Here is a 13,945-nt window from a genome sequence, read left to right on the forward strand (position 1 = left end):
TTAAGCTTTTTCCGATAGTGATGAATAAATCCACTAAGCTACTCAATCATCCATTTTGGTCCTTACTGGCGACACGAACATTTGATGCCCCTGCCATTGATGGCCTAATGAAGCGACTACCGTATATCGTTAGAAGAATCATTAGAAGCTCAGGCAACAAAACCAAAAGCTACCCACTAAAACAATCTTATGCACCACAAAAGCAACGTCTGTATGAGAACGAGTCGCTTGATAGCTTAACTGCATTGTTGCTTATCACCATAATTGAAATTAAACGATACAATAAAGGCCGATGTAACCAAGCTGAGCAATTGGCATTTAATCAATTTTTCCAAATTTTCACTCACCAATATCCAATCAAAAATCGTAATGACCTTGCCATTGAAATTGACAAGTTACTTTGCTGTGTGACTAACGAATTCCATATTCCTTTTATCGATTACCAAAACGAAGATGGTGTTGCAGAAGCAAAATCAATTGACCCAATTTATTTCGGCACACTCTACTCAAAAAATATTGCTAATGGTATGTTTAAAATTGTTGAGAGTACCACCTAGAAAGTTTAAAAACGTGCGGATCATTTCTCAACAAAAGCGACATTATTTAGATTGAAAATATTTTAGTAAATGCGAGCACGCTAAATTAAATAACGGCTACTATTGCATTATTAAAGAGGATATTAATGGCTAAGTAAATATCACTATAATAAGCTGAAGATATTTTCCATTTAATTATTAGTGGTAAAACTTAAATGGAAATCTCAAGAAAAGTTAATTTTGTTTTTTGGAAAGACTAAGATGTAAAGGTGGTAAAATAGGAGTGTAACCTATGCTCGTAGATTGCGCTTCTCTGTTACCAGTTGCGCATTTAGCTGAAACCACTATTCCATTTAAGTTTTACCAACCCGATTAAATAAACATTAAAATATAGCGCCATTATTCATGATGTAGAATTGAGTTAATTTACAAAATATTAATTCATTTTTGCGATTAAAACATCATGATTAAAAAGCTAATTTTATATATTTTTAATAGTAAAACTTTAAGTAATAATTGATCGAGCTTGCGATAAAAATCTTCAACTTTTCACCTTCAAGAAGAAGAAAAACCAGCTTCCGCTGGCTTCTTTGAGAGCAAATATATTAACTCTTTTCACTCACTTAGACTTTAACGTTATAACTCTTCTGCAATGAAGCCTCTGTTTCGCCATCTTGCTCTGACATAAGTTTCAAAGCTTCTTCCTTCGGATAACTGTAAATCGTCAGCATGATCTGTGACTATAACTTGCGGCTCATGCCCTGTTTCTTTTTTAGTACTTTCGCAGAAAGTAATAATCTCGTTAAAGAAGTTCTCAACACATTCTATATCATCATCAATCTTGTTTTTTCTTTCAGAAGAAGCTAATTTTGTAGCATCAAATTTATCTTCATCTGTATCGTTCGTTACATTTGGAAAGTAAACTTGGGTCGGTTGATCAATAAATAAAATAGGAGGAATAGCGCAGCTATCGCCTAATGAACAAAATAGTTTTTGAAATGCCAAAAACAGTGATAAGTGACAGTATAACCAATTAGCTCCGCTTCCCATCGATCTCAAATATACCTTTTCTTTATTTGCTACAAGCCAGATATCAAAAGACTCTAATGAGAAGTTCATATTTAACGGTTTTTTGTACAACGCTTCAAAGTCTAAGTTTTTGCCAATTGAATTCATTGTTGAGGTTAGCAAATCTTCGGCATTACGTATTTTTTGAGTAATAGAATACTTCTTCAGCTCACCATACAATATGGATATTTTCTCTTTTAAGCTATCTAGCCCATCATCCGATTGTTCAATATTTCCTTCACTGATGATTTCTTCAAGATATATTTCAACTGATAACTTTGCTTTTATGATTTGATCTCTAAGATTTTCTCTTTTTTGTAACTCTTGATTAGCGGAAAGAATCTTCATCTTTTCAGCTCTGATACTCTTAATTACTTTTCGTTGCGCAGTAATATCTGTATTTAAAGACTCTAACCTAGGGCGATAATCAAACTGCTGCGGTTTTTGAATAGTGATCTCATCGTTTAACCAGTTAATTGCATTCGTTAACTCATCAACTTCATTCTCTAATTTCTCTGTTGTAGTCAAACAAAAAGGGCACTCTGTAGCTGATTCAGTAATTGCTTCTGGATAATTAATTTCGCTAATACTTTCAAAGTAATTTGTACTAATTGCTATTGTTGACTCTACACTTCTAACTTCTTTTTCAAGTTTACGTAATGTTGTTACTTCATTAGCAATTTGCTTCTCAAACTCTGAAATTAGTGTCGTATTAGCTTTTGACTCAACATCAATTTCAATAGGTTTATTTTTTATAATTTCTAGCCAATAAGTAGGATTTTTTAAAACAGCTTTGCTAGTTGATTCAACAAGCACAGTACCACTTGAAGCTTGATATTCCTGAAATTTTCTGGCTAATTTAGATTCTTTTAGCTCTATTAGCTGCTTTTTTTTAGGTAACGCTAACTCAATTCGCCTTTTCTTTTTCTCTAACTCAACCAATTCTTGCTTTCTTAAGAAATATTGCTGATCAACAAATCCTAAAAATATTTTCAAATGTTCTATTGCTTGTTCCCGCTTTTCTTTTTCATCAAATCGATAAAAGACAGCATGTTTATTAGCAATTAAATTTTGGTGCTGGAGCATGAATGATGTAAAACTTCTGACACTCGGAGATGGTTTTCTTCTTCCAGTAAACTGACGATCATCTTTATCCGTTTCAATATCACTAATATTCAAGCCAAAAAAAGTACCAATTCGTTTTTTATATAAATCACCAGCAATAAAATGACCTAAATTGAACCAATTCTCATTTAGGCTAAGTTCCCCGTCAGAAAACGGTAATTCCCCTTCTAATACTTCATGATAGAAGCCTTTCTTCTCTTTTGGTCTCCGAGCTAGAACAAGATAACCATTTCCCTTTTTAAAAATAGTAAAATACAGTTTCGCGCTGTTAGTAATTACCCCTACAGGAATCGTATACTCTGAAGATGCCATACAGTAATCAAATATTTCGATTAATGCACTCTTGCCTGTGGATGATTTACCTGTAACAACATTTAGTCCCTGTTTAAATTGAACAAAATGACACTGTTCACTTTTATCTACGACTCCGATGAAGGCAACATATGGCTTCATAATTGTTTTATCCTTAAAATTTTAAAACAGTCTCTAACTAGGAATGGAGTAACTAATTTAGCTAAATTTTTTGCCGCTGTGACTTGCTCTTTTTTACAATGAGAGACTGTCATTTGTGAATTTAAAAACTTAATAGATAAATCAGTATTTATTGTTACTGTGCCTTGTTCTTTAAGCACTAGCATACATAGATTGGTTAACCCCTTAAAATCTAATAACCTTTGCTCTAGACCTTCTACCGAAGATGGCGCACTAAATTTGGTGTTTAAAGTTGAACCACCAGCTAAACGCTGAAGATTTTGTAATGAATTAGGGCTGAATATCAGCGGTAAAACAAGGTAGCTCAATAATATATTTTTAGGCTGAACTTCTAAGTGCTGATAAAACACTTGTAACAAAGGGGCAAGTAAATATGGATTGTGATTTAAAACACCCAATTGATGTATCGCATTAGCCATTATTTAAGCTTCCATTTTAGTTTTGCACTTGAGTCATTCATGTTTACATGCAATACACCATCCCTAAACCACCTGTACGGGCGCTTAGAATATGTTTCAAACTCAGGTCCCTCTTCCCCTAAAATGTCATCGTAAAAATATTGAGATTCAAGTATAGGACTGCTTACTTCTCTACTAGCTCTTTTATACCGTCTTTTAAAAACTTCAATTACCTCTCCTTGGTAGTCATCAAAGTATTCTTGGCGAGTGCCGTGTTGAAATTCGTCCTTTACGACTGTTAAAGCTTCACAATAGTTACTGTGAGCTTGATCTAGTTCGGTCAAATAATCGATATCCCTAATCTTTTGCAGATAGAGACTATTTGGGGATGACTTTACTATAAAATCGTCTGATGTAGGCTTTCTAGGGAAGTGTCGCGTATTTTGACTGAACTTATCATTTAATAAGGCAAATTCATCAGAAAAATCTTTTTCTGTAATTTCCCACTGGTTTTCAACGATAACATTTGGTGATATAAACCAACCAATCATGCCATTTAAAAGCCTCCCTCTATTAGTAGGTGGGACACCTTTACCATATTGATTAGTTAAAAAATGGTATTTTTCATCTAATACGGAAGAACTATCGTAGATTTCAAATTTGGATATGATTTCTTTAAATCTATTATCTTGTCGATATGACAATACTTTTTTTTGTTTGTCATTTAATGACTTTCTAGAAAGGATTTCATCAATAACTTCAAGTCGCTCTTCTAAGTTTTTATCTTTCCAATTAATGAGCTTACTATTAACCCCAATTGCTTGAGTGGTTAGTAGTATCAGTTTAGGATATTTAACAATATCAAATTTAGGGTCTAGCCAGTTTGCTAGCGTATTCCAGATATTTTTGTGGGCATCTGTAAGCGGATCAGCAAAATGCTTAACTTCAATATTAGCCTCATTTGGGATGGCTAAGTCGCCATCTTTTTCTATAAATAATGATTGATTACTACTTAATGAAAAACACCATTCGACCGCTAAATAGTATTGATAAATAATACCAGAAATACTTGTCGAAGCATCATGAGCTAACTTCTTGTCCAATTACATTCCCTTAATTCAATACTTTCATATAACCCTATGAAAAGTTTATTATAATACAAAATATTTAACAATCATTTGTTGTACATCATATTTTGTGGAAGTACAAAGTAAAACCCCGCACGCGAGGCTTAATTGACTAACATACCTTATATATTAAACAAGTAGCATGACAGCCGAAAAATGCTGTTTTCAAGCCAATAAAAAGCCAGTTATCACTGGCTTAATCTATCAATATTTAATACCGCTCTTTTTTAATAAGCTTTATCTTTTTGGCAACAAACTTATAAACCAAACTAAAACTCTTCCCCGCCTTGATAACAAAACACAGGCGAAGAATAGTTTTTTAAGCATTTTCTTTCCTTAATAATTCCATTTTTTAGATAACTCAAAGCTTAGTTTTTGAGTATGATAGCTTTTTAACTTCTGCTGGTGAAAGATGGTTTTCAATACTTAGATAGGCATCTACTACACTTTGGAAATTTTTATTTTTCCACGCTAATTCAGCCTCCTTTCTTTTTTGCTCTAAATATACTCTCTCTTCATAGGCTGTACATTGTGAATCTCTATATTTAGAAAGTCGCATGAACTCTAACTCAGATCCTTTCAAAAATTCTTTACAATGTTTCTGTAATAGAAATGACAACCTTTCAGCAGATGAATCAATTGCATCAATACTTGTCGCTTTTATATATGTATTTTCATTAACTTTTTGCATCCTAAGTATTTCATCTAAACCAAAAGCTCTCTCTGAATTCTCATACTTTTTGCTTAACTCGCCTAATGTAATACTAATTTCAAACGTTCTACCTGAATCAATTTGAATATTAATAAATACTCTTGCACTCTCAAAGCGAATGTAGGAGTCATTTATTGTCAATACTTTAAAGTTATAAGTACTTTTCAAAAACAAAAAGTACTTATTTACTGCCTCAACAAATCTCATATTTTCAATATCTTTGCATTAGTTAATTTCAATCAATTAGAGGGAGGAGTATACGCGCCCATCTTTTTATCATATATCCAACCACGCGATTCTAGTAGCTTTCTTTCAGCATTCAAGAATTGACCACTATTACCCGGCCCTCCTGTTGGTATTCTCATTCCAGTCTTTGGATCTCTATAAGAATCATATATCGGCTTACCTCGCCTCATCTGTTGCCTTAAATGACCAGAATTCTGTTTCCAATTAGCCTTAGGATTACCTTTGTTTGGTAGGTGCAACATGAAATCACCACTCTTCCAATTATTGGGAGAAGTGGTAGTTGATGATCCCCATTTGAATAGATTAAGACCACCATGTTCATTTAGTTGCAATAAACTGTCCGGATTCTTGCCAAGACTTCGCATTGGAGCCAATAAAATAGACTTCAAACCTAGCCCTAGTAAATCATCTAAGAATAAAGAGGATTCTATTCCTTTAAAATCATTACATGGCATTGAATTACAGAACTCAGCCGCTTGTTTCACAGAATCAGGAGCCTGAATCGGTTGTGAATAATCAGGTATCTGGTACGGATTAACCGATGGATAATCTTTCTGTCTATCACGAGATATTTGCCCTTGAGAGCCTAAATCTGAAATATTATCAACATTCTTAATTTGACTAGGCATGGAGTTCCTTGCCCCATTATTTGGCATTCCCTGTGGCCCATTACCTCTTGATGTAGGCGAACCATTTGAATCCCCATCTCTATTTCTAGTACTTGAAGTTCCTCCAGAACTATCTTCGTTTTGGGGTCCGCATGGATTATTACCTCCGCAGGTAATAATTATCTCAATTTCATATCCAGTAGGATCTGTGCCAGCTAAGGGGTTATTCATAATATATGAATATGGATTAATACCTTGGCTATTCCCATCTGCTTGAATTACAGGGTCAACACTCAAGAAACGCCCAAGGTTATAATCGTACACCCGCCCGTTCATATGAATGAGCTCTACTTCGTCTAAATGTTCATGGTCAGTAAAGCCACGGTAAGTTGACATTTCACTGTCGAGTGGGTTATTCGCTAATTTTGCACTACCAGCCAACGCCGTTAAGTCACTGTAATCACCACCACGCGGCTTACCGAAAGGGTCGAAATTACGCTTTGCGGTAATATACCCCCATTTATCGGTAATAGTTGTTGCACTACCTAAACGGTCTCTATGGGTAAAGCGCGTTTCTAAACCACTACTATTATCGTGACTAACAATGGCGATGTCACTAATATAAGCTCGCCATTTGTCATTGCTTGATACGCCATTGGCGGTAACTTCCACTTCATAATGCTTGCCAATATAATGCGTTGTTCTTGTGGTATCCCCTGCAGCAACCACTTGCTTATAACGACTACCTGAAGCGTCATAGAACAATTGACTTGTCGTACCCGACTTAGCAATAACAACCGGCTTATTATGTACATTATAAGTTAGCGTACTGCCGTCACCTGAGGTCATATTACCTTTACCATCGTAACCAAAGCTTATGGTACCTGCACCGTTTATTTTGCTCACTGACGCAACGGCATTCGGGCGAGTAGGTTGATAGTTATATTGACTTGCGTAGTCACTCTTTAAGGTTAAGTTACCTACACCATCATATTCATAATTGATGGTTAATGAGGTGTTATCAATGCTTCTAGTTGAGTATTCCAAACGCTGCAAGTCATCATAGCCATAATGCTCAGTACTCACACCCAGTAAGTTAAAATAACTCGTCTGTTTGTCTAAATTGCCAAAGTCGTCATATGTGTAAGTAATGTGCTGAATATTACTGGCATTATTACTGACATTACTACTTTCCATTTGACCAGTAATGCCAGAGTAGGTATAAATACCGCTAAGGTTTGCATCAGCTAAGTCGGCCTGAGCAATATTCCCCATAGCATCTTGAGCAGTTATCTGACGATAGATTATGCCGTTTTCTGCTGGATCGAATTCTTTTTCAAGATAACCTGTCGCATTATATTGATATTGAACCTGCAAACCATTTGGGTATTTAAGGCCTATTGGCCTATCATAATGACTGTCCCAAACATTTTCCGTTGCATAGGTGGCACCGTCGATAGTGAGCGTTGTGCCAGTAGCCCTTGCCCAGTCATCGTAGTAAAACTCAGTACTGTTTGCGTTACTGTAACTTTCACTCGTTAGTAAGCCAATTGTTTTAGTATCCCAAACAAAACTTGCCGTTACTGTTGCTCTGCTTGAGTTGCCATTTTGATGGCCCGTATCAAAACGGTGTGTCAAACGACCTAATAAATCTCTGTCATAACGAATAACATCATTATTAGCATCCGTCTCTTTTTCTACCTCGCTAAAAGCATTATAAATAAAGTGTGTCACGCCTTGATTAGGGTCATTAACCTGAGTTTTATGGCCTAGCGCGTTGTAAATTGCAGTAATTTTATTTTCGTTGGCATCTTCAATAGTGATAGGGTTTTTGGCAGCATCGTAGGCATAGCTTGTAATGCCGCCAATAGCATCGGTGGTGCTGATCAACATATTCAAGCTATTATAAGTACGTGACATTAGCAAATTATTTGCATTAATTTGGGTGACTAAACCTTGATAATTATAAGTTGCGATTAAGGTACTGCCATTAGCTTGTGAAGTTTCTTTTTTGCCAACACGGCCTAATGCATCGTAATTACTATAACTAACAGTCGGCTTAGTAATGGCTTCAGCATAATAAGGTCCCTGCGTGGTAATTAATTCCCCTACACTGTCAAAAGTTTGATCTTGATATACTAAATCACCATTAAAACCTTCAATGGTGGTGCGTATGGTACGCCCTAACTCATCAATATATGCATTTTGCGTCGGCATACCAATGCTCATGGTACTAACACGATAAACTGCATTTATTGGGGCATTCGCATCAGGATCATAATAGCGGATGTATTGCTTGGGTGCCGTCATTTTTTGACTATCGGCTAAGCGGCCAAAACCGTCATATTCATTGGTAACGACAACACCAGATGCTTGGGTGATTTCTGATGGTTGACCAAAACGAGGATTATATTGCGCTGTAGTAGCGACAGTAAAACCATTACCGCTAACGGCACTAACATGGTAAGGAAAGTACCCTTCAGCTTCTGCTACTAACCCAGCATTTGTATAGGTGTAGTGAGTAGTTCTACTTTCCGAAACCTCAGTGTCACTAATGCCATTAAGCACATCACCTGTTTTGGTAACCGATGACGGTAAACCATATGCATTATAAACTGTTGCCGTAACGTAACTTACATCGTCTCCTGTTGTCGTGACATTTTCAGCTTTACGTAAATCTGTTTTCCAACTATTGACCACTGTATTAATAATTTTGTCAGCCACAGCATCTGACTCTACAGTTGTCGCTTGTGTGCCACTAACTGAATTAGTTACCGTACTAGTAGTAAACTTTGTTAACCACCAATTGGCATCATCAGGTGTAAAGTTAATTTCGGTAAGGGTAGTGTATGTTGTAAACTCATCGGTAGATACTTGCGTTTGACTTGTAACATTACCATACCCGATTCCATCAAAGGTCTTGCTAGCAGTTTGACGACCAATTTCCAACCCTGTAACTAAATCATAGTTAATTACGGTTGTATCATCAATGGCAACAAAATGCGCTGTGGCGAAAGTGTTTTCATCATAGACACTATTAGTAATACTGTGACTAAGCACATTCGTACACTCAGGGTTGTCGTTAATAACGGCGATACTATTTGATGCCAACCAAGTGCATGATTGCTCAATAACTCCTGTTAATGGCCACTCTTGGCTAAAATCAGTACGTGAAACCATATCTCGATGCGCTTCGTCACTGTCTTCTGTAAAGTTGTCTTGTTCTACTATGATCGATTTAAACCCCTGAAAGCCACGACCTTGCGTGTTGTACATCGCATCACGATAACGATATTTACTATTGTTAGTGCCACCTTGACCATTACTAACACGATACTCTGCAACCACATTCATGCTTGAGGCAAAGTAAAAATACTCGGTATCATCACTAGAAGCTTCATGATTGACTTCATAAAATGGAATGAAATTAACATCACCTTCTGTCCCTTTATTGTATTCGTCACTGGACAATGGTTTATAAACCCATTGATGGAGTGCACCTTTGCCATCAATAACTTCTTTTAACGTGTCTTGAACAGCAAAGCGCTCATCTTCTTCCGCAGCACCTAAATTACGATTTATATAAGGCCCTGTTTGTATGTTAGCATCTTGGTTGGTACTCTCTCGGCCTTGTGTTTGCCCGTTAAATTCACATTCAGTAAAGCGACAACCAAATATGGTAACAACATCAAGTAAGCCATCTCCCGTTACATCTAAAACTGCTCTTTGGGATGCTGATGCGATAATACCAGTTGGCCTAGTAGCAACGACAATACTACCATCAATACTTTCAGTAAAAGAAATTGCCGAAAATGTTCTTGCAGAGTCATCACGTATAGAAGCGTTGATTTCTGTTTTAATAAAATCATAGTAAGTTTCATAATATGATGGCGTATCTTGTAATAAGCCACCTACATCGTCCAGACTAGGAATAACATTGTAAGTTCCCCATGTAAAACCTGTATAAAGATCATTATCACACTTCCAGTTACTACTTATAGCATCAAGAATAAAGGAACAGCTAGAAGCAAGCACATTGTCACTTGCTATTAACAATTCTTCTCGTCCGTCTCCGTCATAGTCCATCATAGTGATTTTTGATAAAACTGGATATGCATAAGGCTCTACTTCACCTTCTGTTCCTGTTTGGTATAATCCATATCGTACCGGTAGAGTAATATTTAGTGATTGCCAAGTTGAGATAAATTCACTACCGTTATTCATTCTATAGTGCAACCCGTCATCGATGTACGTTAACCAATCAGGAAGATTGTCACCGTTGAGATCAAAGAAAAAATCTGCACTATAATTCCAGTTAACAATTCTATCGTTTATTACGCGTATAGTGGTGCTAACACTATTATTAAGGTTTGGCGTCAGTTGTATTATGTAGTTTGGTGTAGGTAGCCCAGGAGGATGTTGACCAACCACTCGTTCATCAAAAACCATAAAGTCTTGTGTGCCATTACCATCCATATCGCCATTAATTTGAATGTTAATCGCATCTGGAAACAGTGTAGAAGTTTTAGCACCAGTTGAAGTTAATGGAGTAGGGTAAGTTTTTATAAGTTGCTTATTATTACTATTAAATGGGGTGTTATTATCATTGGTGTGATAATAAATCCAAAGCTTAGAGTTATCACCTAACACTCTTTGTTTAAATGCAATATCAGTGAAACCGTCACCATTAAAATCATAAAAACCTAAAATTTCATCATTAAAGTTTGGATCTTCCCATGTTATTCCAGTATTAAACCAATCACCTCCATTGCTATACTTTATTTGAAGTTCATTATCCCATTTTCGTATACTGTCTGTTTTACCATCAAAATTAAAATCAATTTCAAAACACTTTTCTTCAAAAGCATTAACAGTGCGGTAGCAAGTCATTAAGTCGTCTTGATAGTCACCTGTTTTTTCACCTTCTGCATTTAAAAAGACGCCTGACCAATCTCTTACACCGTCTCCATTGACATCACCGTGAGGGAGCGCATTTCTTAACCAAGTCGCATTTTCTGAGATGCGCACTTGCTCACCTGTCTCGTCGGTATAGGTTAAGGGTTCAAATACGTACTGTGGAGAGTGCTCTTGCCAATTAAACGTAGTTTCAGGTAAGCAATTATCGGCACCATCACACTCTCTTATAGCGCGAAGCAGGCTTCGTGATGAGGCTTCACTTGGTACGCCGTAGATCAAAGTATATCGGCGAATTACATCATCAATATACGATGTTTCAATCGTCGTTAAACGCTGTGTTTTTCGCGATTTACCTCCAGCTAGATATGAAGTACTGGGTTTAATACGATCACTATAACCAAAGGTAATATGACGATCACCAGCATTATCTCCAAAACCAGTATAATCTATACTGCCAAGTTGATATTCACCCTCACCAATAGCATTATAATTATAAATAATATTGTTTCCAGCTTGATCATGGCTTTTGCTAATTGCCCAAGTAATAGTTTCACTGCGACCTTCCGCCACCTGATTCGAATTTATTGATATAGCTGTATTACCAAATTCACTAACTAAGTTATTTTTATACTCGACCGAAAAATACGTATTTTCAGCGTTAATATCGCCATACTGGATAACACGAACAAAACTATCAAGTTCAGTGCGATAAACAGTACCCGATGTACCATAATAGGCATCATTCTCTGTGACTAAACGCTGACCGTTCAAACAGAGTTTATCTGTCGATGCGTTATACGTAACATTGCGATCTAGACCATCTTGAGCAACAGTCATACCACAACGAGAAATAGCACTTCCTGCTGATAATGACCAACCGACACCAGCAATACCATTGCCAGCACCTGAAGAATAGTTAAGTGAAACGCTTGGCTGCATACCTTGGCGACCAGGTGGCAATGTAATGGGAATCCTATAACTTGCTGTACCTCCAGAAACGCCGCCGTGGCCAATTATAGCGCCGACAGAATCAGACGATTGAACACCGTCATCGTTAATCGTAGGAGCACTAGGTATGAATGAATCAACGTTTACACTAGCTGAAGCAGTACTATAAGGCCCGTAACCCGAACGATTGGAGGCCTTAACTCTGTATTGATAATAACCATCGTTACGAACAAAAGTATGGCTAGTACCTGTAATTGGCTCCTCTATATCATTCCAGCCGGTAAAATTTACATTCTCTTGTATGTGGTAGCCATTTTCATCGACCAAATCAGGCATGCTCCAACTGATTGAAAAACGCCCTGACGTAACATCAGAGGGAACAGTGATAGATGTAGGTGCCGCTGGGACTAAATAAACACTGACAGTTTCTGATGACGTGAAATATTCAGTAGCACATATTTCTGTTTTACATGCTTTAATTCGATATTGATACTCGCCATTTGAATACCCTATCGCATTAAAGATGGTGTCTTCTTCAATAACATTGTCATTTTCATCTGGCCATGCAGGCCATGAATCCCCTGTTTTTTTACGTTCTTGTAGTTTGTAATATGTCGCATGATTTCCACCTCCCCACGTAACATTATAAGACGGGGTTATTACTTCACTCCCCGGTAAACTTATAAAAGTAGGGTTAAAAGGCGCGTGAATAACGTTTACATCATTTGAAAATTTAGGTGTACAGCCTGCGGAATTACAGGCATCAACACGATAATTATACCAGCCTTGATCAAGGTTAATATCTATCACCTGTAAATCAGCTTTATTACTGTCGGTAACAAGCACGGCGTTGTTTTGACCGTCAGGTTGATTTTGTGAAATTCTATAAACTTTGTAATCAACTGCTAATGTTGAACTTACCCAACTAACTTCAACACTACCATCCAGAATGACTCCAGCTATTGTTATGGCAGTTACAGCAGCAGGCTTACCTAACTTAACAGTAACAATAGTTGAGGTTTTCCAACTGTTATTACAGCCTGAGGCATTACAAGCTGTTATTCTATATTTATAATTCCCATCATTTCTAATGTATTGTGTGCCAGAGTTTGCTGGCGTTAAAGTCGTCCAGCTGGTCCCGTTATTACTAGATTCCTGCAGCTCATAACGGTCTGCTCCAGTAACATTAGCCCATGAAACAGCCACCTTTTTATCAGTAACTTCATTTAAAGGCACTATTATAGATGATGGCAATTCAGGTGGCAGTAACACGGTTGCAGTATTTGATGACTTCCAGCTACCACAGCCTGAACTATTACATGATTGTATTCTGTATTGATAACTTCCATTACCAAGACCAGCTAATAAATACATAGTCACTGGGATAGTACGGCCAGAATCTAATTCTGTACTCGCTAATGCCGTTTTAACCCGAACCCAATTAGTATTGTTTTTATTTACGTCAATATTAAACTGTTTTGCTGATGAGCTTACCGTCCAATTTAACGTTATATTCCCTGAATCAATATCAGTAACACTAGCAGAAAGAGAGCTAGGCGGACTCGGTGGCAATAAAACCACCACGCTTACAGATGAACGATAGGCTCCCCAACCGGAGGTGTTATATGCTCGAACTTGATATTTATAGCTGCCATTGCTGCGGCCCGTTCGGTTATAGCTCGTTGCGGTTGCTGTACTGGTTAATGTTGTCCATGAACCATTGTTAACACTTTCTTGTAGTTGGTATTTTGTCGCTGTACTGGCTGCG

At 37.0% G+C, this 13,945-nt stretch carries 6 protein-coding genes; 1 reads left to right on the plus strand and 5 read right to left on the minus strand.

Annotated elements, in window-relative coordinates; all coding sequences use genetic code 11:
* A partial coding sequence (locus AC27H3_RS17780) for a hypothetical protein (protein ID WP_487108061.1) occupies positions 1 to 557 on the plus strand: 557 nt, incomplete at its 5' end.
* Positions 558 to 1,172: 615 nt separating this feature from the next.
* On the opposite strand, the gene AC27H3_RS17785 is transcribed toward AC27H3_RS17780, so the two are convergent.
* From AC27H3_RS17785 to AC27H3_RS17805, 5 genes are all read right to left on the minus strand, one after another.
* On the minus strand, positions 1,173 to 3,182 hold the full coding sequence (locus tag AC27H3_RS17785) for a DUF3732 domain-containing protein (RefSeq protein ID WP_487108062.1): 2,010 nt from the start codon (positions 3,180 to 3,182) through the stop codon (positions 1,173 to 1,175).
* On the minus strand, positions 3,179 to 3,640 hold the full coding sequence (locus tag AC27H3_RS17790) for a three component ABC system middle component (protein ID WP_487108063.1): 462 nt from the start codon (positions 3,638 to 3,640) through the stop codon (positions 3,179 to 3,181). Before AC27H3_RS17790 ends, AC27H3_RS17785 begins: the two co-directional genes overlap by 4 nt.
* Positions 3,640 to 4,722 (minus strand): hypothetical protein, encoded by a 1,083-nt coding sequence (locus tag AC27H3_RS17795; RefSeq protein WP_487108064.1) that lies wholly within the window; start codon positions 4,720 to 4,722, stop codon positions 3,640 to 3,642. The genes AC27H3_RS17790 and AC27H3_RS17795 overlap by 1 nt, the downstream gene beginning before the upstream one ends.
* 385 nt (positions 4,723 to 5,107) lie before the next feature.
* Positions 5,108 to 5,665 carry a hypothetical protein gene (locus tag AC27H3_RS17800; RefSeq protein WP_487108065.1) on the minus strand — a complete coding sequence of 186 codons (558 nt, stop codon included), beginning with the start codon at positions 5,663 to 5,665 and terminating at the stop codon, positions 5,108 to 5,110.
* 32 nt (positions 5,666 to 5,697) lie between these two features.
* Entirely contained in the window at positions 5,698 to 13,749 is an 8,052-nt protein-coding gene (locus AC27H3_RS17805; protein WP_487108066.1) for a SpvB/TcaC N-terminal domain-containing protein, read from the minus strand.
* Between the last annotated feature and the right edge of the window lie 196 nt (positions 13,750 to 13,945).

It is taken from the genome of Colwellia sp. NW0002-52-1 (assembly GCF_057550865.1).

Excerpts from the sequence above, each read along its gene's own strand:
- AC27H3_RS17785 (WP_487108062.1), bottom strand. The coding sequence starts at position 3,182 with ATGAAGCCATATGTTGCCTTCATCGGAGTCGTAGATAAAAGTGAACAG.
- AC27H3_RS17790 (WP_487108063.1), bottom strand. The coding sequence starts at position 3,640 with ATGGCTAATGCGATACATCAATTGGGTGTTTTAAATCACAATCCATAT.
- AC27H3_RS17800 (WP_487108065.1), bottom strand. The coding sequence starts at position 5,665 with ATGAGATTTGTTGAGGCAGTAAATAAGTACTTTTTGTTTTTGAAAAGT.